The following is a 21,869-nucleotide window of genomic DNA, read 5'->3' as shown; positions in this document are numbered from 1 at the left end:
TGTTAATAGAATATTGAACTCAAATATAACCCCAGAAACTTCGGTTTCTGGGGTTTATTCCTGCATCAGGGCATTTTCATGAGCGGCAGCCGGATTTCAAAGCATGTCCCTTTCCCGATCTCTGATTTCACAGAGATTTCTCCTCCATGTTCTTCCACGGCAGCGCGGACGATAAAAAGTCCCAGACCGCTTCCGCTGTTATCGTCGCGGCGGGTGAAGAAGCGGTCAAAGATGTGGGAGAGATGCTCTGCGGCGATACCCCGGCCATTATCTTTCACGTGTAGTATGGCAGCTCCGTTCCTGTTGTCACGGGTAAGTGTGAGCCGGATATTCCCTTCTTTTTCGATAAAACTTGCGGCATTATATACAAGATTCTGCAGCACGCTCATCAGTCTGTCCCTGTTCCCCTGTACAAGAACCGGACGGAGTATGGGGAGTTCCGATTCCAGATGTATTCCCATGACATCCATATCCGGTGCATTTGCGCGGCAGAAATCGTCGATCAGCCGGCAGAGATCTACCGTGGTGAAACAGGAGGCGCCAGTGTCCTGACGGAAATAATCCTGCAGAGCTTCCAGACGATCCTGCATCTCACCGGTCTTCTCGCGGATTGTATCAAGATACTGTCTGGACTCAGCATCCAGATCGGCATTATCCAGTTCCACCAGCCGGGTAAAAGTGGTGATGGAAGTCATAGGAGTCTTAATGTCATGGGCAAATGCCGAAAGGAGCTGACGGCGCTGGCTGAGCAGTTTTTCCAGAGAGGCGGTCTTGCGGTTTACTTCCTCCTGGAGATGTCGGTTCAGATAGTGGTTTTCCCGCACGGTTGCTGTGCTTCGTATGACCATCTGCATGGAAAAACAGAGAATCAGAATATAAGTACCCCATTCATCGAACCATCCGAACCGCGCAGGCTCAAACCGTCCCAGGCAGATGGCGTGGGCGGCAAGGGAGACTGTGTAGGCGGCGAGACCGCCCGGAAGAAAGGAGGAACCACTCGGAAAAGAGTCTCCGGAGAAGGCGGAGGAACCGGTTCGGAGGATCTTTTCCGGGCTGAGAACAATACTGCGGACGATCATTCCCAGAAGAAGAAGGGAACCCCCCAGTTTGTACCAGAAGAGAAGCACACCGTAGACCGGGACAAAACGCGGAATATACGTCAGGAACAACAGGTTGTTCATCAGACCAAGGAGAACAAATCCAGATGCCAGCCCTGTAAGGACGCGGGCAAAGGTGCTGTCCTTTCTACAGCACAGAATACAGGTGATGCGGACAATGCAGAGAATACCCAGGGCAGACATGACGTCCTCCAGAGTGTACTGTAGTCTGGACCAGGAAATTCCGAATATATGGAAAAAAGGATAGCATATACGCACGGAAAATGACAGCGCAAGAATACCCAGCCAGAGGTCCTGGGGCATCTGGCGTTCTTTTTTTAAGCCAAACCAGACGGCGGAGGAAAAAACTGCCAGAGCAAGAGAGGTAAAGCACAGAAATCCGTAAAAGAGCATGCGCGCTGTGATCAGATGGCTGATGCCTTCCACGGTTCCGAGGGCGGGCGGATAGGTGATTCCGCTGTAATAATGGCTGTAGTTCATGACCTGTATGACAAGTTCGATTCTGCCGTCAGTATCCACTGGGAGGATGAGATCTTTAATGCCGGGCTGATGGGGGGCAAAGGAACCGGCGGTTCCGACAAGTTCTCCGTTGACATATACTCTGCATGCGGAGAAGATCTCCGGAAGATAGAGGGCATAAGTGCCCGCATCTGCATCCAGTGTCAGCCGGTAAGTGCTTGTGCCGTAGGGCGAAGCATCCTCGTTGAAATCGGCAAAACTGAAATACTGTCCGATATAGACGGATTCGGGAGTGCAGTCGGAAAGTTCTTCCGGTTGGGCAGTCATACCCGGGTAAAATTCCCATCCACCTGTAAGCCATACCACGGAAGAAAAATCGGAAATCTCTTCATCAAAACTGAGATGTTCTTGAGGAGAGAATCTGGAAGTGGTATACTTGTTGTCGAAGCGGTACAGAAAGAAAAACAGTCCTGCAGATGCGAGAACAGCGGCTGCAATTAATAGAAAAAGTCTGAAGAATCTTTTTGTGTCCATACGTTTACCTCGTTTTTTAAGTATATCTTATTTCTGCGAAAGGAGACAAGTATGCTTTCCCGTTGCCATTCCAAAATATTCAGGTACATAATCGCCGGATCCATCCTGTTTGTGCTGGCTCTGGGAGGATTATTTCCTACAGCCGTCCGGGGAGAAGAAACCGGGCGTGTCTCTTCTTTTGAGGAACTGTGCCAGTGGATAGATGAACATATCACTACAGGAGGGATTGTTACCCTTACGGATAATATTACGGTCCCTGAGGATGAAAGTTATACCTATCTCAATGCCATTTACAGGAAAGAGATCATTATCCGTCCGGAGGGCTATACAATTTATGTGGAGGGAACCCTGGAACTGTGGCCCTATCTCTCCGTCCATGGGGCGGGAGGAGAGGAAGGCGTTTTCTGTGTGCGATCCGGGGGAACGCTCCTTCTGACTTCTATTTCGATCGATACGGGATCGGAAGAAAATACTGCGGTTTTACAGGAAAACGGGGCTGTCCTGAAATATGGGGAGGATACCGCTCTGGGGCTTCCGGAGTTTTCCTGCGTCGGTAAGATTGTGTCCGCGGAAAAAATCACGGTTTCCGCGGTATCTGCCTACAGCTATGAGAAGATCCCGGTGGTGACTGTCCCGGAGGGGACTGCCTGTACGCCCCGGATGCTGCCGGAATATGTTACTGCCTATGTATGGGAAAACGGGGAGGAGGTCCTGACGGAACTTCCTGTCACCTGGAACACAGCGGAACTTCCGGAGCGCGGAAGCAGAGGGGAGGTTACGGGACGCTTCGGGGAAACCTATGAAGCTTACCGGTCCGGAAATCCTCTATGTCTGGTTGTCACTGCCTCTGAAAGCAGACCCTATTTCCTTCATTGCTATGCCAGTGAGTACGGCGGTTCCACAACCCTCGTCTTTTACGCCGTGCTTCCCGGAGAGGGAGAGTACTGGCTCTGTGGTTCTGATAACGGAGAAGACTGGACCAGGATTGAGAAAAGCGGGGAACAGCTGGAAACAGGGGAAGTTTCCTGGCTGATCTCTTATCTTGACGGGGAGCAGCCTTTCCATTATTATGCAGTCTCACGGGACCAGGGAGGAGAAATTCTGTATTCGGATATTCTGGAGTTTACGGAAAACTCCGTGTTTGCAGCAGCAGATATCGACGGCGGGCGGGGCGGCGAGACAAGTCCCGTGGAAGGGGAAAATCTTTTCCCCGGCGCCGGTGAAACCGGAGATGCGAACGAAACCGGAACGAATGACGGTGCTGGAGATGCGAACGGAACCGGAACAGCCGGCAGTGCCGGAGACAGCGAGGAACAGCTTCAGAGCAATACCCTTTCCGGGCAGGGCACCGAAGCCGATACCCGGGCGTCAGACGATCCGTCCTATGCACTGACAGACGATTCGTCCTATGCACCGTCAGGCGATTCGTTCTATGTTCCGCCAGACGATTCCTCCGATGTTTCATCAGATAAGCTGTCTGATGTTCCATCTGGTTCGTCAGAACATCTGCAGGGAAACGGGGCGGCACAGATCGCTGCCGGTCTCCTCGTGGTCGCTGTCGTGCTGGCAGGCGCAGTGGCTGCTGCCGTGCGTTTCTTCCGAAAATAATCATTCCCCGTCAGGGGAGAAACAATACCCTTTCCTGGACACGGTCCGGATATACTGCTTTCCGTTGCAGAGCCGGGAAAGCTTCTGGCGGATCGTGGCCACAGCGACCTGGATATTGTGGCGGCTTCGGATGATGGGAGTCTTCCACACCTGGTCATAAAGCTGTTCGTAGGAAAAAACTTTGTTCGGATTTCGCGCCATAAATGCGAGAATGTCAAACTGGAGGGCGGAAAAATCTCCCGCCCTTCCTTCATATGAAATTATCCTCCGGTCGGTGTCAATCGCCAGGGCGCCATATGTCAGCGTCCCGCTGAAAAACACATTTTCATTTTTCCGTATTCTTGCCCGGATACGGTATTCCAGTTCTGTGATGTCATAGGGCTTGGCGAGAAAATCGTCTCCTCCGGAACGGAAACTCTGCAGGCGGTTGTCCAGATCCGTCAGCCCTGAGAGGAAGATGACGGGGGTGCTGCTGAGCTCCCGGAAACGTTTGCAGATCTCAAATCCGTCCATGCCGGGCATATCGATATCCAGAATCACACAATCCAGTCTTGTGGAGGGAAGGATCTTTCCCACTGCCTGTCCGGCGTCTTCACAGCAAAGCACTTCAAATCCTTTCCGGGTAAAATAAATCCGGTTTGATTCCAGAAAATCCAGATCATCATCAATAAAGAGAATCTTATACATAGAGTCCTCCCTGAAAAATATTTTCATATTGATTATTATACCACTGATCTGCGGATGAGAGGGGAAAAAGGAGCCGGAAAAATCAGTCTCCGGTCAATTCTGCTGTCCGGATGAGCTGAGCGGGGCTCTTTGTGATAGTATTAAGTACACAAAAGACCTGCTTTGACACAGGAAAGACCGGGATGTACAGGAAGGATCGATTTGATACAGGAAGGGCCGGCAGGATACAGCAGGAATTGGTTTGGCAAAGGAAGAATGGAGATGCAGAACAGACAGTACAGCGAAAAGGAAATGGAGATAGTGACGGGTTCGCAGAGCGCATTGGCATACAGAACGCTCATAGTGTTCCTGGATGCATGCCTTTTGAAAAAAGATATTCCGGGGGCGCTGGACCTGATGAAAGATGATATCTACGGGCTTCTCCGGGGAGACTGGGAATCTGCGGTAAATAAAGAACAGCTCGGAAACCGGCTGCAGCAGGAGATGGAGCAGAAGGGCAGGACATTATACTATAAAATCAGCAATTACAGCACCAAAGAGATCGGACCGGGATATATGGAATGTTTCGGGCTGATTGAGAGCACAGGGGAGACGAGGGATGGAGAACAGTTCATGGAGATCCTGCGGTTCAGTGCGGGAATGACAGCGGAAGGAGACGGACTCCTGATCTCTTCCATGCATATATCCGAGATCTACCGGTACCGGGAGAGAGATTATCTGACAGGAGTATACAACCGGGAAGGTGGGGAAAAACTGATCCGCCGGTGTCTGGAAAGAGGCGGTCCCTATGTATTCCTGATGATAGATCTGGATAATTTCAAGAAAGTAAATGATCTGTACGGACACGGGGAAGGAGACCGGATGCTTCAGTATATTGCAGGCAGGCTGCAGACGGCGTTCCGTCTGAGCGACATCGTACTCCGGCTTGGCGGAGATGAATTTGCCGTATTCGCCTATCCGTGCAGCAGTTCGGATATCATCCGGGTAAAAGTGGAACAGATCAGCAGAGACTATATGGATGAGGCGGAGAAAAGATGTCCGCTGAGTCATACGTCAGTTTCAGTGGGAGGAATTTTCGGGGAAAAGTACCGGTCATTTTCAGAATTATATAAGAGAGCGGACGAAGTGCTCTACGAGATCAAACTCTCCGGAAAGGGAAAGTGTGTGATCCGGGAACTGTAAAAGAGGCGCTCTTTATGAGAAATGTATAATTCCTGCCTTTTTTGCACATGCTGTGAAAAACGGAGGATGGAGGAACGGACGTGTACAGCAGAAGTGTCAGGAAAAAAGCAGGACAGATTATGGCGGATCTGATCTATGACATTGCCGGCAGTATTCTGTATGCCGCCGGCATCTACACATTTGCCAGGGACGCGCAGTTTGCGCCGGGAGGTCTCTCCGGCCTGGCTTTAATCCTGAACCATCTGTTCGGCCTCCCGGTGGGAATAACCAATCTGGCACTCAACGTGCCTCTGGCTGTGATCAGTTACCGGATCGTGGGCAGGGAGTTCCTGATCCGGACTGCCCGGAGCATGGCGGTGTCAACGATATTTCTTGACGTGATATTTCCCATGTTCCCGGCATATCAGGGACAGCGCATCATGGCGGCGCTGTACTCCGGGGTGTTCCTGGGAGCGGGCATGGCGCTTTTCTATATGCGCGGCTCTTCTTCCGGCGGGATCGACTTTATCGCCATGGTAGTGAAAAAGAAACGGCCATACTTTTCTCTCGGCGGGATCACCATGGTGATCGATATCGGGATTATTGCCCTGGGATGGCCGGCTTTCGGCGATGTGGACGCCGTGCTCTACGGGGTGGCATCCACGGCGGTTTCCACCATTGTAATCGATAAAATCCTCTATGGAATCGGTGCGGGAAGCCTTGCCATTATTATCACGGGGCAGGGGAGGAAGATGGCGGCCCGGATCGGAGCCTCGGCTCAGCGCGGCGTGACCCTCCTGAAAGCCACAGGAGGCTACACGGAGCTGGATCGGGATGTGCTGCTCTGTGCCTGCACGAAGTCGGAGGCTTACCGCCTGAAAAATATTGTCCATGAGGTGGATGAGACGGCATTTCTGATGTTCACGGAGACCAGCGAAGTGTTCGGCGAGGGGTTCGGAGAAAAGAAAAAGAAGGGGCAGAAACCTTAGTGCTCTGTGGAGCACGGGGATTCTGTCTCTTCTTTTCAGGAATGCTGTTCCCGGACCGCATTCCCGGCTAGCTGTTTCACGGCGGCGTTCCCGGCTGCGACAACCGGAATACCTGTCCCTGCCACATCGGGCAGAATAACATCGCCGATCTGTACCGGTGCCTCTACGGTGAGCCCTTTCAGAGCCTTAACGCAGGCAAAGATTCTGCCTTTGGGAATTTCCTCCCGGGTTTTTACGGGAATCCGCTTTACATCGCCATTTGTTACCGGGATGGTGGTGGTCACAGTCCGGACCGGATCGGTAATTTCTTTTCTGGCGTATTCTTCCCCGCGGGGGCAGCCGTTCCCGGAGACTTCCAGGATCCCGCAATCTCCGGGGAGCCGGCGCTCCTTTGGAATCCCGCAGTTCTCCGGAGCCCGGAGATTCTCCAGTCTGACGGAGATCGCACATCCCAGCGGGCAGCGGATGCAGGTCAGGTGAATAGTGTCTGTCTTGCCGGCTGAGGGAATATTTTTCTGATCATTCTGAAACATATCTGTCATCTTCCTTCTTTGAAATCCTGAGTATCTTCATCGTTCTGAGTTTCCAGAGAGAAGCGGATCGTCTTGGGGACGGGATGCCGTTCAAAGAGTTCCCTCTCGAGACGGATCTCTTCCATTTCACCGGGAGCCACGATTCTGCGCGCTTTTTTCTTCACCGGAATATCATCGAAACAGACGCAGACCCGGCAGTTTCTGTACACATCTGTGACCCGGAAACGGATCGTCAGCTTCGAAGGCATTCTCTCAGGGCGTATAAAGGCGGGAACCGTGTAGCGGATTCCGTGCTCTGCTGTAAGAGGAATCCCGCGCTCCGATGAGGAGGGAATCCTGCGCTTTGATGCAGGGGAAATCATGGGGAAAGGAGTCCCTGCGGATTTATCTCCCAGGTGTTTTACATAGTCTGCGGCGTGCCTTCCGGCAGCAGAGGCTTCCTCGGAGACATAATCCACAAGATCATGGACATGGAGCACGTTGCCGCAGGCAAAGACTCCGGGGATGTCTGTCTCAAGGCTCTCGTTTACCAGGGGACCGGAAGTGGCAGGGCTGAGCGTTACGCCCATGCCGCGGGAAAGCTCATTTTCAGGGATCAGCCCCACAGAGAGGAGCAGGGTGTCGCAGGGATAGAACTGTTCGGTACCCGGGATGGGACGGCGGTTTTCATCTACCTGAGATAGGGTGACGCCCTCCACCCTGTCCTTCCCGTGAATCCATGTGACAGTGTGGCTGAGCAGGAGCGGAATCCCGTAGTCGTCCAGGCACTGGACGATGTTTCGCTTCAGCCCGCCGCTGTAGGGCATGATCTCCGCCACAGCGTGGACTTTCGCACCTTCCAGCGTCATGCGCCTTGCCATGATCAGACCGATATCTCCTGATCCCAGGATCACCACCTCCCGCCCGGGCATATAACCGTCCATGTTGACCAGTCTCTGCGCCGTCCCTGCGGAGAAGATTCCGGCAGGACGGAAGCCGGGGATATTTAAGGCGCCGCGGGGACGCTCCCGGCAGCCCATTGCCAGAATGACTGAGCGGGCACAGATCTGTACAAGCCCGTCCGTGGAACTGACAGCGGTTACCGTGTGGACAGGCGCTGCCTCACCTGCTGCGATATCCACTGCCATCGTCCGAAGCCGGCACTCAATCCCGAGAGATTCCGCCTGTCGGATAAAGCGGTCGGCATATTCCGGACCGGTGAGCTCCTCGTGAAACGTATGCAGCCCGAATCCGTTGTGGATACACTGGTTGAGTATCCCGCCGGCTCTTTCCGAGCGCTCCAGGATCAGAATCCTGTCAATACCGGATTCTTTTGCAGCGATGGCGGCGGCAAGACCGGCCGGGCCGCCTCCGATAATAACGATGTCATATGTCTGCATAAGTGAATCTCCTTTCTCAGGGCGATAAGCCGGGGTTTTTAAAGCCACTCCATGTTTCTTCCTTTCAGAACCGCGGAGCCGGGACCTGCTTTTGTGATTTCATCCATACCGGTTCTCAGCTCCCGGGCAAGGATCTCCATTACTTTCGGGGAACAGAATCCCCCCTGGCAGCGTCCCATCCCGGCGCGCACGCGCCGCTTGACGCCGTCCAGGGAACGGGCGCCCAGAGGACGGCGGATGGCGTCGATGATCTCTCCCTCGGAGACCTCCTCGCACCGGCAGATGATGTTTCCGTATGCCGGATTGCCGCGGATCAGCCGGTTCCGCTCTTCAAATGGGAGGGAGGACAGACGGGGGCTCCCCTTCCTGTAAGGAATAAATTCCGGATTCGGTTCCAGATTCAGCCGTTTCCTGAGAAGTTCTGAGATCATTTCCCCGATGGCGGGAGAGGCGGACAGCCCGGGGGAGGCAATCCCGGCACAGTCCACGAATCCCGGCGCATCCGCAGGCTCTCCGATGACGAAATCATGTCCGTCTTCACAGGCGCGCAGTCCTGCAAAAGAGGTGATGACTTCCCGGAAGGGAATTCCTTTCACATGGAGAGCGGCGCGCTCCATAACCCGGGAGAGCCCTTCGGCAGTGGTGCAGACTCCCTCTTTGTCAGGGATATCTTCCGCGGTAGGACCGGTGAGAAGATTGCCGTGTACGGTGGGTGTTACGAGGATCCCCTTTCCATCTCTGTCCGGAAGAGGAAAAATCGTGTGCGACACAAGAGAGCCTGTTGTTTTGTCGAGCAGACAGTACTCCCCGCGTCTGGGCGTGATGTGCAGGGGTGTTTCGCTGACCATGTTGTGGAAGCGGTCGGCATAGACTCCGGCCGCATTCACAACGCACTTCGTCCGCAGGGGTCCCCTGTTGGTGAGAACCTCGTATCCGTCCTCTGTCCGGCGGATGTCCTCCGCTTCCGTGTTCATATGAAATTCCACGCCGTTTACGGCGGCATTCTCCGCCATGGCGATATTCAGCTCAAAAGGGCATACGATTCCGCTTGCAGGGGCGAAGAGGGCGCCGCAGACGTCGTCGGCCAGCGCGGGCTCCATGCTGTGGACTTCCTCCCGGTTCAGAATGCAAAGACCGGTGACGCCGTTTTGCACGCCCCTCTGGCGGAGTGTCTCCAGGGCGGGGAGCATCTGCTCATCCCGGCAGACCACAAGTGCGCCGTTCCTCCGGAAAGGAAAATCCAGTTCCCGGGACAGAACCTCCATCATCTGGTTCCCGCGTACATTCAGCCTTGCCATGAGAGAGCCTTCCGGGGCATCGAAACCGGCATGGACGATGCCGCTGTTCGCCTTTGATGTGCCGCAGCAGACGTCCTCTCCCCGCTCGATCACGCAGATCCGCGCGCGGAAGCGGGAAAGTTCCCGGGCTGTGGCCGCGCCGGATACGCCTGCCCCGATAATTACAATGTCATACATAGATTCAGTCCTCCTTCGCCCACCCGTAGGAGCAGCGGACAGCCCGGTCCCAGCCGCGGATCATTTCCGCGCGTTTCTCACCGCTGATGGCGGGGGTGAAGATCCGGTCTGTGGTGCGGTTTACGGCGATGGCGTCCGTATCTTTCCAGTACCCCACTGCCAGGCCTGCCAGAAAGGCGGCTCCCATGGCGGTGGTCTCCACGCAGACCGGACGGTTTACCGGAGCACCGCTTAAATCAGCCTGTGTCTGCATGAGAAAGTTATTGGCGCTTGCGCCGCCGTCCACCTTCAGGGCGGAGAGCCGGATTCCGGCATCGGCTTCCATGGCGCGGAGCACCGCATTGACCTGGTAGGCGATGGATTCCAGAGTGGCGCGGATAATATGGTATTTGTTCACGCCCCGGGTAATACCCACGATGGTACCCCGGGCATACTGATCCCAGTAGGGGGCGCCCAGCCCGGTAAATGCGGGCACCACATAGCAGCCGTTTGTATCCGGTACTTTGGAAGCCATGTACTCCGAATCAGCGGCAGAGTCGATCAGGCGCATCTCGTCCCGGAGCCACTGGACAGCCGCTCCGCCTACAAAGATAGAGCCTTCCAGGGCATAGGTCACTTTCCCCTCCAGCCCCCAGGCGATGGTCGTCACAAGTCCGTTTTCGGAAAATACTGGCGTCTTGCCTGTATTCATAAGCAGGAAACAGCCGGTGCCGTATGTATTCTTCGCCTCTCCGGGATGGAAGCAGGCCTGCCCGAACAGCGCAGACTGCTGATCCCCTGCCGCCCCGGCGATGGGAATAGAACCGCCCAGAAACGAAGGATCTGCGTATCCGTAGACCTGGCTGGAAGGAACCGGTGCCGGAAGCATGCAGGCAGGGATATCCAGTTCTCTTAAGATCTCTTCGTCCCAGGAAAGGGTGCGGATGTTGAAAAGCATAGTGCGGGAAGCATTGGAATAATCTGTAACATGAACCTTCCCCTTTGTGAGCTTCCAGATCAGCCAGGTTTCTATCGTGCCGAAGAGGAGCTCCCCGCGGACCGCCCTTTCCCGGGCGCCGGGAACATGATCCAGAATCCATTTTATTTTGGTGGCGGAAAAATATGCGTCGATGACGAGTCCGGTTTTCCGGCGGAAGGATTCCGTCAGTCCCTTCTCTTTCAGGGAATCACAGTATTCGGAAGTACGGCGGCACTGCCAGACGATTGCCCGGTATACGGGCTCACCCGTTGTCTTGTCCCAGACGACTACGGTCTCCCGCTGGTTGGTAATGCCGATTGCCGCGATATCCTGTGCGGCTGCGCCGATCTTGTTCATTGCCTCCACCGCGACGCCGAGCTGTGCTGCCCAGATCTCATCTGCATCGTGTTCCACCCATCCCGGCCGGGGAAAATACTGTGTGAATTCCCGCTGCGCCATGCTGCATACATTTCCTTCTCTATCAAAAAGGATGCAGCGGTTGCTCGTGGTGCCGGAATCCAATGCCATAATATATTTTGTCATAGTGCTACCTCCGTGCATTTGATTATGAATTTACAATATCATAATGCACAAAAAACTTCAATAATCTTATGATAAAATGCCTAATAGTTAAAAATATAACAGAAATTAGTTGTGAGAAGTGCATAAATATGATAGTATAACTATCAAGCAAAGCCAGTGTGAAGAGGCGGCGGAAAAACGAGGGAGGCGGAAGCAGGAGAGGTGAGCGTCGGATGAAGGAATCAGCAGCAGTAATCAGGAAAGCGAGACTGCGTTCGGAGAAGATTGTGAATGCAGCTCTGGAACTGTTCTGCGAGAAGGGAATCGAGGATACGTCCATCGATGATGTGGCGGCAGATGCAGGCGTCGGCAGCGCCACGATCTACCGTTATTTTGAGACGAAAGCGGAACTTGCAGTCCGCACCGGGGTGGCATGCTGGAAGAAAATCGAGACACGGTACCTGAAAGCCCTGTCCGGAAGGAAATACGCGGAGATGACAGGGTTGGGACAGATCGAATGCATCATGGATGTTCTGGTGAAGATTTTTGAGGAAGAGATTCCCTCGCTGAAATTTCTCCAGGAGTTCGATGTGTTTGTCCGCAGGAACGGGATTGAGGTGGAACGGCTCAAAGAATATGAGGACTGTATTATGAGTCTGAAACCCAGAGTTACGGACGCACTGCAGAAGGGGCTGGACGACGGAACTCTTTCCTTCCTGTGGTCGCCGGAGGAGGTCTGTTATTCCCTGGCACATACCATGTTCAGTCTGATGAAAAAACTGGCATGGAACGGCAGTATGTTAAGTCTTGACGCCCGGGTTGGACTGGGACTTCAGGTACGGATTACCCGGGATCTTCTTGTAGGCGGACTTAAGACCCGGAGTGCGGGCGGACCGTCGGAAGCGCAGGAACAGGAAAAGTGAGGAGAAAGCTATGTACAAAGTATATGAGATCAAGCAGAGAGTATTTGCGGATAACGACAGGGAGGCAGACAGGGTGAGGGAGGAGCTGAAAACAGGAGGAACCTTCCTTCTGAACCTTATGTCCTCCCCGGGCGCGGGAAAGACGACCATGCTGACCCGGACCATTGAAATGCTGAAAGATGAGATGCGCATCGGAGTGATGGAAGCGGACATCGACAGTGCGGTGGATGCGGATGCCATCAGCAGAACCGGAGTAAAAGTGATTCAGCTCCACACAGGCGGCATGTGTCATCTGGATGCGGATATGACCCATCAGGGACTGGAGCAGCTGGGAACCGGCGGCATAGACCTTGCTGTTCTGGAAAATGTGGGCAACCTGGTCTGCCCGGCGGAGTTTGATACAGGGGCGGTGAAGAATGCAATGATTCTCAGTGTGCCTGAGGGCGACGACAAGCCGCTGAAATATCCGCTCATGTTCCAGGTGTGCCAGTGCCTTCTGATCAATAAGATCGATGTGCTCCCGTATTTCGACTTTGATCTGGAGGCGTGCAGATCAAGGGCGCTGAAACTCAATCCGGATATGAAGATCATCCCGATTTCAGCGCGGACCGGGGAAGGGATCGACGAGTGGGTGTCCTGGCTCCGGGAACAGGTAAGGGAATGGAAAGAAAAATAGAAGAAGAGGAGGAAGGTGAATGAAGGAAGAGAGAACACTGATCCTGAAATTAGGACAGATGATCACGGACCGGATCGGTCACAAAGTGACGGTGGATGATCCGGAATACTGGGGGCTGGCAGAAGTGCTGACAGATGAGATGGCTGAGGTCTGTCTCTCCATGAAAGTAAGAAAGCCCATGACTCTGGAGGAGATTGCCCGGAAGTCGGGGAAAGATAAGGAACGTGTGCAGCAGCTCCTGGACGAGATGGCGGTCATCGGGATGATTGAGTACAACTGGGAGAACGAAGACCGGCATAAGCAGTATGTCCTTCCCATGTTCGTGCCGGGCTGCGCGGAGTTTATGATGATGAATGAGAAGCAGACCCGGGAGCATCCGATTCTCGCGGATTTTTTTGAAAATATGTCCCGGCTCCCGCTTGAAAAGGTGACGCCCATGGTGCCGCCGGGAGGATCGGGGATCGGCATGCATGTCATTCCTGTGGAGAAGGCGATTCCCGCGCAGCAGCAGTCCGCCAGCGTGGAACACATTTCCCACTGGCTGAAGAAATATCAGGATAAGTACGCTGTGGGAGCCTGCTCCTGCAGGAGACAGCAGAGGATGCGCGGAGAGGGATGCGGAGAGATCGAGGGGGACCTGTGCATCGGTGTGGGAGATATGGCGGACTATCTGGTTGAGACGGGAAAAGGGCGCTATATCGATTATGATGAGGTGATAGAGATCCTGGAACGGGCGGAGGAAAATGGATTTGTCCATCAGATTACCAACATTGACGGGGAGGAGAAGATCTTTGCCATCTGCAACTGCGCCCCGGGCGTGTGCAACGGTCTGAGGACCTCCCAGCTTTTCAATACTCCGAATATGTCGCGTTCGGCTTACCGCGCACATGTGGAAGCGTCAAAATGCGTGGCCTGCGGACAGTGCGTGGAAGTCTGTCCGGTGGGGGCGGCAAAACTGGGACAGAAGCTCTGCACAAAGCATGGGGAGATCCGGTATCCGAAAGCGCTTCTTCCGGACACGGAAAAATGGGGCAGGGACAAATGGGATCCCGACTACAGGAACCACGCAAAAATCAACTGCTATGAGACGGGAACGTCTCCCTGCAAGACTGCCTGTCCGGCTCATCTTCCGGTGCAGGGCTACATAAAGATGGCGGCAGAGGGAAGGTATATGGACGCCCTGAAGCTGATCAAGCACGACAATCCTTTCCCGGCAGTGTGCGGAGCCGTCTGCAACCGCCGATGCGAGGATGCCTGCACAAGAGGAACGGTGGATCAGGCGGTTGCCATCGATGAAATCAAAAAGTTCATTGCGGAGAAAGAGCTCCATGCGGAACACCGCTATATCCCAAAATGCGAAAATCATGAGGGAAAACAGTTTGAGCAGAAGATTGCCGTGATCGGCGCGGGACCGGCCGGGATGTCTGCAGCTTACTATTTGCGGACGAAAGGTTATCCGGTGACGGTGTTTGAAAAAGAGGCGCGTCCCGGGGGCATGCTGCTCAACGGCATCCCATCCTTCCGCCTGGAAAAGTCTGTGATCGAGGCGGAAATTGATGTGCTGCGGCAGATGAACGTGGAGTTCTGCTGCGGTGTGGAAGTGGGAAAAGATGTGACCATCCAGGAGCTGAGAGACCAGGGATACCGGGCGTTCTATATCGCCATTGGAGCCCAGGGCGGAAGAAAAGCAGGAGTGCCCGGGGAAGATGCCGGGGGAGTTCTCACCGGAGTGGATTTCCTTCGGACCGTGAACCTGGCGGAAAAAGGCATGGCGCAGGAAAAAACAGAGGTGAAGCTGCATGGAGATACCGTGGTGATCGGCGGCGGAAACGTGGCGGTGGATGTGGCAAGAACTGCCCTTCGCGCCGGAGACGGCTCTGTATCCATGTACTGCCTGGAGTCGGAGAAAGAGATGCCGGCGGCTGCCGACGAGGTTGAGGAGGCAAAAGAGGAAGGCATCGCCATCGGAAACGGCTGGGGACCGAAAGAGATCCTCACGGAAGACGGAAAGGTATGCGGGATCGTGCTGAAGAAATGTGTCTCTGTCTTTGACGCTGCAGGAAAGTTCGCCCCTGTTTACAGCGAGGAAGAATGTATCACAGTGCCATGTGAAAATGTCATTCTCTCCATCGGTCAGTCCGTGGTGTGGGGAGATCTGCTCAAAGGGACAGATGTGAAACTCAGACCGAACCAGACTGCTGAGGCGGATGGGATCACCTATCAGACCGGAGAGCCGGATATCTTTGTGGGCGGCGACGTATGCACAGGTCCGAAGTTTGCCATCGACGCCATTGCTGCGGGAAAACAGGGCTGCGAATCGATTCACCGTTTTGTCCACGAGGGACACTCCCTCACTCTGGGGCGGGATCTGCGCCACTTCATCGAACTGGACAAATCAGATGTGGTGATCGAAGAATTTGACAATGCAAAACGGCAGATTCCGGGAAAGAAAGCGGGAACCGCGGCGGATACCTTCCGTGACCTGCGCTCCACGTTTACCGAGGAACAGGTGAAGGCAGAGGCGGCCCGGTGCCTCGGATGCGGCGCCACGATCGTGGATGAGAACAAGTGCGTGGGATGCGGTCTGTGTACGACCCGCTGCGAGTTCGACGCCATCCACTTAAGCCGTGATCTTCCGGAGGCGAGCAGGATGCGCACGGCAGAGGATAAATTAAAAGGAATCCTTCCCTATGCGCTGAAGCGGGCGGTTAAAATTAAATTAAAGAAGAAACCGTAGACGGCAAATCCGGGCTGCACGCCGGCACAGACAGCCCGGTACAATCAGACCGTGAATCAGCGTGTCAGGAAGAAAAGCGCTGTGTGGAAAGGACAGACAGCAGGAGGTGCGGGAAAATGCATGAACTTGGAATCATCGTACATATCACAAAGACGCTCCGGAGCGTCGCAGAGGAGAACAACTTAAGTGAGATCGCGTCTGTCACCCTGGAGATCGGGGAGGTCAGCGGCGTCGTGCATGACTACCTGACCGACTGCTGGCAGTATTACAGGAAGAAGTTTCCGCTGATTGAAAATGCGGAGATGAAGATCGAGACGCTGCCCGCCGTCACATACTGTGAGGCATGCGGAAAGACCTATCCCACGGTGGAATACGGCAGGCAGTGCCCCTGGTGCAAAAGTCCGGAGACATATCTTGTCTGCGGAAATGAATGTAATATCAGGGAAATCGAGGCTCAATGAGAGAAAAGGGGGTAATTTCATATGTTATTTCATGTTTACGGAGCGGATGCGGTACCGCAGTGGATCGCCATGCTCGGAGTGCTTGCGGCTCTGATCCTGCTCAATGAATTTGCCAGGAGAACAAAGGCCGGAGGAATTATCATGTTCTTTGTAATTCCCGCCGCGCTGACCGTATATTTCATCGCCATCGCCGTGGGCGCGGGGATGGGAGCACAGTGGGCTCTGGAAAATCAGACCTATGTCTATATGAACGGGTGGTTCCACTATGCGAAGCTCTATGCATCCCTTGCGGGCTGTATCGGATTTATGATGATCAAATACGGATGGGGAATCGGGAAAACCCACTGGTTCAAGGCATATCCATTCGTCATCGTAGCTATCAATATTCTGATAGCAGTGGCCAGTGATTTTGAATCTGCCATCAACGGGTGGTATTCCTGGTGGCTGTCCTCCGAAGATGTGTGGCTTTACGGCGGATGGCATAATGTGTTCAACGGGTTGGCGGGAATTATCAATATTTTCTGCATGACCGGATGGTGGGCAGTCTATTCCTCAAAAGATAAAAAGGATATGATATGGCCGGATATGATCTGGGTATATATTATCGTTTATGATATCTGGAATTTTGCTTACACATACAACTGTCTGCCTACACATGCATGGTTCTGCGGCATCGCCCTCCTTCTGGCACCGACCATTGCGGCTCTCCTTTGGAACAAAGGCGGCTGGATCATGAACCGTGCCAACACGCTCTGTATCTGGTGCATGTTTGCCCAGGTATTCCCGCTCTTTCAGGAGACGCTCTCGGACGGAACCCGGATCTTCCCATGGGCAACGCTGCCGAAGCTGTATGCGGACGGAACGCTGAATGGAATCGTGGAGGGCGGAAACGCCAACGCCGACCCGACCATGATGACAATTGTTAGCGCTCTGGCGCTGATCGTAAATATTGCAGCTCTGGCATATATTATCTATGCATCGGTGAAGAAGAAGAGAAATCCGTACAGGAACGAGATTTTTACAGATTTCAAATATTATAAGGACGCGGCGGCAAGAGCGGATATCCGGTAAGAACCGGAAAAAGAGGAAAGAAGCATCCGGCAGGATCTGATATCAGGAGTACACTGACATCGGACCTGCCGGACTTTTGTATGAAGGTGAAGGAGGAAACTGCGGGATGAAGACGGGCGGCAGGACAGCGGGACAGGACAGTCTTGCAAAATAGTTTGTGATGTCGTAAAATATAGGGCATGAGTCGCACGGCGGCAGAAACAGACGGAAGCAGTAAGCCGCACGGCGGCGCGGGCAGATGGGATCTGCGAGCCCGCGGCAGGTGCGACAGACGGAAGCATGCAGGATTTTAAGATGGAGGCAAAAGCAGTGCCAAAGGAAATGATACACGCCGAACAGCTTGTATATGAATATGATAAAAGGGATGAAGAAGGAAATATTATCGGATCGGAGCGCGCCATAGACGGGATCGATATCGATGTGCCCCAGGGGTCATTTGTGGCGATCCTCGGACACAATGGTTCCGGAAAATCTACACTGGCAAAACATATGAACGCCATTCTTGTTCCTACTGGCGGAACCATGTGGGTGGACGGAAAGGATACCCGGGATCCGGATGAACTGTGGAACATCCGGCAGAGCGCGGGGATGGTGTTCCAGAATCCGGACAACCAGATCATCGGTACGGTGGTCGAGGAGGACGTCGGATTCGGGCCGGAGAACCTGGGCGTGCCCACTGATGAGATCTGGAAACGTGTGGAGGACAGTCTGCGCTCCGTGGGTATGCTGGAGTACCGCAAGGCGTCGCCAAACAAACTGTCCGGCGGGCAGAAGCAGCGGGTTGCTATTGCAGGAGTTATTGCCATGGAACCAAAGTGCATTGTACTGGACGAACCCACTGCCATGCTGGATCCGAATGGAAGAAAAGAAGTGATCCGTGCGGTGCAGAAGCTGAGGAAAGAAAAGCATGTGACCGCGATTCTGATCACACACTATATGGAAGAAGTCGTTGACGCGGACCAGGTCTTCGTCATGGATGACGGACACATTGTCATGCACGGGACTCCGCGGGAGATATTCAGCCAGGTGGATACGCTGAAATCCTACCGTATGGATGTGCCCCAGGTGACGATGCTTGCAGAGGAACTTAGGAAACGCGGCCTGGACCTGCCGCGGGGGATCTTGAGAAGGGAAGAGTTGGTGGAAGCCTTATGTCGATTGCGTTAGAACATGTGAATTATGTATACAGTCCCGGTACTGCCTATGAGAAACAGGCATTGAAGGACGTGAGCCTGGAGATTCCCCAGGGGCAGTTCGTGGGGATTATCGGGCACACAGGCTCCGGAAAGTCCACGCTGATCCAGCATCTGAACGGGCTGATCAGGGCGACCTCCGGAAAGATTCTCTATGAGGGACAGAATATCTATGAGGAAGGCTACGATATGCGGAAACTGCGCAGCCAGGTGGGGCTCGTGTTCCAGTATCCGGAATATCAGCTCTTCGAGGTGGACGTGATCACTGACGTCTGCTTCGGACCGAAGAATCAGGGACTTTCGCCGGAAGAGTGTGAGAAGAGGGCGAGAGAAGCTCTGGAGTTGGTGGGATTCCCGGAAAAATATTACAGACAGTCGCCTTTTGAACTGTCCGGCGGGCAGAAACGGCGTGTGGCCATCGCCGGGATTCTGGCCATGCGTCCGAAGGTACTCGTGCTGGACGAGCCTACGGCGGGGCTGGATCCGAAGGGAAGGGATGAGATCCTTGACCAGATAGATTATCTTCACAGGCAGACGGGGATGACGGTGATTCTCGTCTCGCACAGTATGGAAGATATTGCAGAATATGTGGACCGCATCATTGTGATGAACCGGGGGGAGAAGATGTACGACGGCGTCCCCAGGGAAGTGTTTTCCCATTATAAAGAGTTGGAAAAGGTAGGGCTTGCAGCACCCCAGGTGACCTATGTGATGCATGAATTAAAGGAACGCGGTTTCCCGGTGTCGCCGGATGTGACGACCATTGAAGAGGCGGCGGATGAGATAATGAGGAGTTTCCATGATTAGAGATATTACGATAGGACAGTATTACCCGGCAGAAAGCAGAATACACAGACTGGATCCCAGAGTGAAGATTGTCTGCACCCTGGTTTTCCTTGTGTCCCTGTTTGTACAGAATAATATCCTCGGCTACGTGGTTGCCACCCTTTTTCTGGGGGCGGTCATCCGTCTTTCCAAAGTGCCGCTGAAATATATTCTGCGGGGGCTCAAGCCGATCGTGATCCTTCTGATGTTTACCGTTGTGATGAACCTGTTCCTTACTCGGGGCGGGAATACCCTGGTCCATTTCTGGATCTTTACCATCACGGAAAACGGCCTGAGAACATCCGTGTTTATGGCGGTCCGGCTGATCTATCTGGTGACCGGCTCGTCGATTATGACCTTTACGACATCGCCCAACGGACTGACAGACGGAATCGAAAAGCTGCTTCATCCTCTCAACAGGATCAACGTGCCGGTGCATGAGGTGGCGATGATTATGTCCATCGCCCTGCGTTTCATCCCGATTCTTCTGGAGGAGACGGACAAGATTATGAAGGCGCAGCAGGCCCGCGGCGCTGATTTTGAGAGCGGAAATATTATTCAGAGGGCAAAGGCCATGGTGCCGATTCTTGTGCCGCTTTTCGTCTCCGCTTTCCGCCGTGCAAGCGATCTTGCCATGGCTATGGAGGCGCGCTGCTATCACGGCGGCGAGGGAAGGACGAAGATGAAACCCCTGAAGTATAAGAGCCGGGACAGAGTCGCATACCTGCTGACATTGGTTTATTTTGTTGTAATTGTTGCAGTGGGAAGGTTCGTCCCCTTTAAACTGTGGATATTCTGAGGTGTTTTCATGAAAAGAATCAAATTGACCGTCGCGTATGACGGGACGGCTTACTGCGGATGGCAGCTGCAGAATAACGGAATTACGGTGGAGGGAGTACTGAACCGGCAGCTTTCGAAGATAACAGGAGAGCAGATCAAAGTGATCGGTGCAAGCCGGACGGATGCGGGCGTCCATGCCCGCGGAAATGTGGCGGTGTTTGACACGGATACACCGATCCCGCCGGAGCGCATCGCCTATGCGGTGAACAGCGGCATGCCGGAGGATGTGGTTGTGGTACGCTCGGAGGAGGTGGCGCCGGACTGGCATCCGAGACACTGTGATTCGGTCAAGACCTATGAATACTCCATCTATAACAGTACGATGCCGGACCCGCTTGTAAGACATACCTCCTGGTTTGTCTCATACCCGCTGGATCTGGACGCCATGCGGAAGGCAGCGGAGTATATCCGGGGAAGGCATGATTTCAAGAGTTTCTGTAACATTCATACCCATGTGGAAGATACGGTTCGTACCGTCTACAGTCTGGATGTGGAAAAGCAGGGGGACATGTTCACGGTGAGGGTCCGGGGAAACGGATTCCTCTACAACATGGTCCGCATTATCGCCGGCACCCTGGTCCAGGTGGGGAGAGGTTTTATGCCGGCGGAACGTGTGAAGGAGATTATTGAGGCGAAAGACCGGGAGACGGCAGGTCCTACAGCGCCTCCTCAGGGGCTTGTGCTTGTGGGGATCGAGTACCCGTGAGAAAATGAAGCTGCCTGCGATAAAGGCAGGGGAAAAGCCTCTGTGAGGACTTGACAACTGCGCGGTTCGTTGCTAGTATTAACATAGTTATTGCACTGGGGGTTACTCTATGAAGGATACGACCAGATTTTCAAGAAATAAAGTGCTGCTTTATACTTTGGAAATCTGGTCTTTTTTACACGGCATTACAGCGCGCCGGAGGATGGACACAGAGCGGATTCCGTGCGAAAACGAACTATGAGGAGGTAGGAAACCATGAAAATCTTTGAAACAAAAAATTATCAGGAAATGAGCCGGAAGGCGGCAAATATTCTGTCGGCACAGATCATCCTGAAGCCGGACTGTGTGCTGGGTCTGGCGACCGGGTCTTCACCCATCGGTACATATGACCAGCTAGTGGAGTGGTATAACAAGCACGATCTTGATTTTTCAGAGGTGCATACAGTGAATCTTGACGAGTACCGCGGGCTGACGAGAGACAATGACCAGAGCTATTACTATTTCATGCACAAGCATCTTTTCGACCGGGTGAACATCAAACCGGAGAATACCCATGTTCCGAACGGAATGGAGCCGGATGCCGATATGGAGTGCGCAAGATATGAAGAGCTGATCCGCTCCTTCGGCGGCGTGGATATTCAGCTTCTGGGGCTCGGACATAACGGGCATATCGGTTTCAATGAGCCGGATACCGCTTTTGCAAAGACAACCCACTGTGTGAACCTGACCGAGAGCACGATTGAGGCGAACAAGAGGTTTTTCGCATCTGCGGACGATGTGCCGAGACAGGCGTACACCATGGGAATCGGTACGATTATGCAGGCAAAGAAAATCCTCCTCGTTGTGAGCGGTGAGGACAAGGCTGAGATCGTGGAAAAAGCATTTTACGGACCTATTACACCGGAGGTTCCCGCATCGATTCTTCAGCTTCATACGGATGTGGTGATCGTGGCGGACAGCGCGGCTCTCGCAAAAGTAAAAGAACTCCACTGATCCGGCATGGACAGAAAAAGC

The 21,869-nt window shown here is 53.7% G+C and carries 19 protein-coding genes; 13 read left to right on the top strand and 6 right to left on the bottom strand.

The genetic code is table 11. The features are described 5' to 3' along the window. Positions 1-65 precede the first annotated feature (65 nt). The gene (locus B5F07_RS11170) at positions 66-2,111 is read right to left on the bottom strand and encodes a sensor histidine kinase (protein WP_087161364.1); all 2,046 of its coding nucleotides are present in this window, start codon (positions 2,109-2,111) and stop codon (positions 66-68) included. 51 nt (positions 2,112-2,162) lie between these two features. Between B5F07_RS11170 and B5F07_RS11165 the strand changes: the two genes are divergently transcribed. Further along, positions 2,163-3,719, top strand: coding sequence for a hypothetical protein (locus B5F07_RS11165; RefSeq protein ID WP_087161363.1), 1,557 nt, complete (start codon positions 2,163-2,165; stop codon positions 3,717-3,719). Here the strand turns inward: B5F07_RS11165 and B5F07_RS11160 are convergent, their stop codons facing one another. After that, a complete protein-coding gene (locus B5F07_RS11160) occupies positions 3,720-4,406 on the bottom strand; it encodes a response regulator transcription factor (protein WP_162613114.1) in 687 nt (228 codons plus the stop codon). A 261-nt stretch (positions 4,407-4,667) separates the two neighbouring features. Here B5F07_RS11160 and B5F07_RS11155 point away from each other — a divergent pair, with 261 nt between their 5' ends. Together B5F07_RS11155 and B5F07_RS11150 are read left to right on the top strand one after the other, a co-directional pair. After that, positions 4,668-5,588, top strand: a complete 921-nt coding sequence (locus B5F07_RS11155; RefSeq protein WP_162613113.1) for a GGDEF domain-containing protein — start codon at positions 4,668-4,670, stop codon at positions 5,586-5,588. 80 nt (positions 5,589-5,668) lie between these two features. Continuing rightward, the gene (locus B5F07_RS11150) at positions 5,669-6,556 is read left to right on the top strand and encodes a YitT family protein (protein ID WP_330397798.1); all 888 of its coding nucleotides are present in this window, start codon (positions 5,669-5,671) and stop codon (positions 6,554-6,556) included. A 35-nt stretch (positions 6,557-6,591) separates the two neighbouring features. Here the strand turns inward: B5F07_RS11150 and B5F07_RS11145 are convergent, their stop codons facing one another. The 4 genes from B5F07_RS11145 to glpK are packed head-to-tail and all read right to left on the bottom strand — an operon-like array spanning position 6,592 to position 11,444. Continuing rightward, positions 6,592-7,089 carry a DUF1667 domain-containing protein gene (locus B5F07_RS11145; RefSeq protein ID WP_087161360.1) on the bottom strand — a complete coding sequence of 166 codons (498 nt, stop codon included), beginning with the start codon at positions 7,087-7,089 and terminating at the stop codon, positions 6,592-6,594. Between the two features lie 5 nt (positions 7,090-7,094). Further along, positions 7,095-8,468, bottom strand: coding sequence for an NAD(P)/FAD-dependent oxidoreductase (locus B5F07_RS11140; protein WP_087161359.1), 1,374 nt, complete (start codon positions 8,466-8,468; stop codon positions 7,095-7,097). A 38-nt stretch (positions 8,469-8,506) separates the two neighbouring features. After that, entirely contained in the window at positions 8,507-9,943 is a 1,437-nt protein-coding gene (locus B5F07_RS11135) for an NAD(P)/FAD-dependent oxidoreductase (protein ID WP_087161358.1), read from the bottom strand. Positions 9,944-9,947: 4 nt separating this feature from the next. Further along, positions 9,948-11,444 (bottom strand): glycerol kinase GlpK, encoded by a 1,497-nt coding sequence (gene glpK / locus B5F07_RS11130; RefSeq protein ID WP_087161357.1) that lies wholly within the window; start codon positions 11,442-11,444, stop codon positions 9,948-9,950. 212 nt (positions 11,445-11,656) lie between these two features. Here glpK and B5F07_RS11125 point away from each other — a divergent pair, with 212 nt between their 5' ends. From B5F07_RS11125 to nagB, 10 genes are all read left to right on the top strand, one after another. Continuing rightward, positions 11,657-12,346 (top strand): TetR/AcrR family transcriptional regulator, encoded by a 690-nt coding sequence (locus tag B5F07_RS11125; RefSeq protein WP_087161356.1) that lies wholly within the window; start codon positions 11,657-11,659, stop codon positions 12,344-12,346. Positions 12,347-12,356: 10 nt separating this feature from the next. Then, positions 12,357-13,022, top strand: a complete 666-nt coding sequence (gene hypB, locus B5F07_RS11120; RefSeq protein WP_087161355.1) for a hydrogenase nickel incorporation protein HypB — start codon at positions 12,357-12,359, stop codon at positions 13,020-13,022. Between the two features lie 19 nt (positions 13,023-13,041). After that, positions 13,042-15,759 (top strand): FAD-dependent oxidoreductase, encoded by a 2,718-nt coding sequence (locus B5F07_RS11115; protein ID WP_087161354.1) that lies wholly within the window; start codon positions 13,042-13,044, stop codon positions 15,757-15,759. Between the two features lie 116 nt (positions 15,760-15,875). Then, a complete protein-coding gene (locus tag B5F07_RS11110) occupies positions 15,876-16,220 on the top strand; it encodes a hydrogenase maturation nickel metallochaperone HypA (protein WP_087161353.1) in 345 nt (114 codons plus the stop codon). A 21-nt stretch (positions 16,221-16,241) separates the two neighbouring features. Beyond that, positions 16,242-17,291 (top strand): DUF5692 family protein, encoded by a 1,050-nt coding sequence (locus B5F07_RS11105; RefSeq protein WP_087161352.1) that lies wholly within the window; start codon positions 16,242-16,244, stop codon positions 17,289-17,291. 294 nt (positions 17,292-17,585) lie between these two features. Next, the gene (locus tag B5F07_RS11100; RefSeq protein ID WP_242972510.1) at positions 17,586-18,458 is read left to right on the top strand and encodes an energy-coupling factor transporter ATPase; all 873 of its coding nucleotides are present in this window, start codon (positions 17,586-17,588) and stop codon (positions 18,456-18,458) included. Beyond that, complete coding sequence (locus tag B5F07_RS11095; RefSeq protein WP_087161351.1) at positions 18,443-19,291, top strand: energy-coupling factor transporter ATPase; 849 nt, start codon at positions 18,443-18,445, stop codon at positions 19,289-19,291. The genes B5F07_RS11100 and B5F07_RS11095 overlap by 16 nt, the downstream gene beginning before the upstream one ends. Continuing rightward, a complete protein-coding gene (locus B5F07_RS11090; protein WP_087161350.1) occupies positions 19,284-20,108 on the top strand; it encodes an energy-coupling factor transporter transmembrane component T family protein in 825 nt (274 codons plus the stop codon). Before B5F07_RS11095 ends, B5F07_RS11090 begins: the two co-directional genes overlap by 8 nt. Positions 20,109-20,117: 9 nt before the next feature. After that, on the top strand, positions 20,118-20,855 hold the full coding sequence (truA, locus tag B5F07_RS11085; protein ID WP_087161349.1) for a tRNA pseudouridine(38-40) synthase TruA: 738 nt from the start codon (positions 20,118-20,120) through the stop codon (positions 20,853-20,855). A 255-nt stretch (positions 20,856-21,110) separates the two neighbouring features. Then, positions 21,111-21,848 (top strand): glucosamine-6-phosphate deaminase, encoded by a 738-nt coding sequence (nagB, locus tag B5F07_RS11080; RefSeq protein WP_087161348.1) that lies wholly within the window; start codon positions 21,111-21,113, stop codon positions 21,846-21,848. Positions 21,849-21,869 lie beyond the last annotated feature (21 nt).

This window comes from Lachnoclostridium sp. An169 (assembly GCF_002160525.1).
In the GTDB taxonomy this organism is placed as follows: domain Bacteria; phylum Bacillota; class Clostridia; order Lachnospirales; family Lachnospiraceae; genus Mediterraneibacter; species Mediterraneibacter cottocaccae.
This window is presented reverse-complemented; position numbering and strand designations above follow the sequence as displayed.

Excerpts from the sequence above, each read along its gene's own strand:
- B5F07_RS11135 (WP_087161358.1), bottom strand. The coding sequence starts at position 9,943 with ATGTATGACATTGTAATTATCGGGGCAGGCGTATCCGGCGCGGCCACA.
- B5F07_RS11145 (WP_087161360.1), bottom strand. The coding sequence starts at position 7,089 with ATGTTTCAGAATGATCAGAAAAATATTCCCTCAGCCGGCAAGACAGAC.
- B5F07_RS11125 (WP_087161356.1), top strand. The coding sequence starts at position 11,657 with ATGAAGGAATCAGCAGCAGTAATCAGGAAAGCGAGACTGCGTTCGGAG.
- B5F07_RS11105 (WP_087161352.1), top strand. The coding sequence starts at position 16,242 with ATGTTATTTCATGTTTACGGAGCGGATGCGGTACCGCAGTGGATCGCC.
- B5F07_RS11165 (WP_087161363.1), top strand. The coding sequence starts at position 2,163 with ATGCTTTCCCGTTGCCATTCCAAAATATTCAGGTACATAATCGCCGGA.
- B5F07_RS11155 (WP_162613113.1), top strand. The coding sequence starts at position 4,668 with ATGCAGAACAGACAGTACAGCGAAAAGGAAATGGAGATAGTGACGGGT.
- hypB (WP_087161355.1), top strand. The coding sequence starts at position 12,357 with ATGTACAAAGTATATGAGATCAAGCAGAGAGTATTTGCGGATAACGAC.
- B5F07_RS11115 (WP_087161354.1), top strand. The coding sequence starts at position 13,042 with ATGAAGGAAGAGAGAACACTGATCCTGAAATTAGGACAGATGATCACG.
- B5F07_RS11090 (WP_087161350.1), top strand. The coding sequence starts at position 19,284 with ATGATTAGAGATATTACGATAGGACAGTATTACCCGGCAGAAAGCAGA.
- B5F07_RS11140 (WP_087161359.1), bottom strand. The coding sequence starts at position 8,468 with ATGCAGACATATGACATCGTTATTATCGGAGGCGGCCCGGCCGGTCTT.
- B5F07_RS11170 (WP_087161364.1), bottom strand. The coding sequence starts at position 2,111 with ATGGACACAAAAAGATTCTTCAGACTTTTTCTATTAATTGCAGCCGCT.
- B5F07_RS11095 (WP_087161351.1), top strand. The coding sequence starts at position 18,443 with ATGTCGATTGCGTTAGAACATGTGAATTATGTATACAGTCCCGGTACT.
- B5F07_RS11100 (WP_242972510.1), top strand. The coding sequence starts at position 17,586 with ATGGAGGCAAAAGCAGTGCCAAAGGAAATGATACACGCCGAACAGCTT.
- truA (WP_087161349.1), top strand. The coding sequence starts at position 20,118 with ATGAAAAGAATCAAATTGACCGTCGCGTATGACGGGACGGCTTACTGC.
- nagB (WP_087161348.1), top strand. The coding sequence starts at position 21,111 with ATGAAAATCTTTGAAACAAAAAATTATCAGGAAATGAGCCGGAAGGCG.
- B5F07_RS11110 (WP_087161353.1), top strand. The coding sequence starts at position 15,876 with ATGCATGAACTTGGAATCATCGTACATATCACAAAGACGCTCCGGAGC.
- glpK (WP_087161357.1), bottom strand. The coding sequence starts at position 11,444 with ATGACAAAATATATTATGGCATTGGATTCCGGCACCACGAGCAACCGC.
- B5F07_RS11160 (WP_162613114.1), bottom strand. The coding sequence starts at position 4,406 with ATGTATAAGATTCTCTTTATTGATGATGATCTGGATTTTCTGGAATCA.